At 70.8% G+C, this 425-nt stretch carries 1 pseudogene; it reads right to left on the bottom strand.

The window, feature by feature from the left end:
- Nucleotides 1–425: pseudogene (locus ACLBYB_RS32790) on the bottom strand (IS110 family transposase); the annotation flags it as partial.

The raw sequence follows: 425 nt of genomic DNA on the forward strand, positions 1-425 counted from the left end.
AGCTGAGCGGCGCCATTGCTGCCGATGGAGTTGCGGGCCACGAGGTCCGGGGCAAGCTCGTCGACGATGGCGCCGATCATGGCATCGAGATCGGCGATCTCGTCGTGCAGTTCCAGATAGCGCCGCGCCAGGGACTTTAGGCCAATCCGGTAGGCGGCCTCGACGTCGCGGTAGGCGCTCAGATCAGGCCGCCACGCCGCCAGGGTCCGCACGAGCTGCATCCGGGTCATCCGGCGCAGCGTCTCGCGCAGGGCGTCGGGGGCGCACACGATGGTGTTGTGGATCATCTGCAAGGCGATGCGCCGGGCCGCGACCGCCGTCTTCCGGCACGCGCTCAGGACGCGCAGCGACTCGACCATGCCGTCGCGGGTGCGCGGCGTGACGGTACGGGTGCCGGCGAAGGCCGCGTGCGCCGCGCTCTGTGC

It is taken from the genome of Methylobacterium sp. D54C (assembly GCF_053345595.1).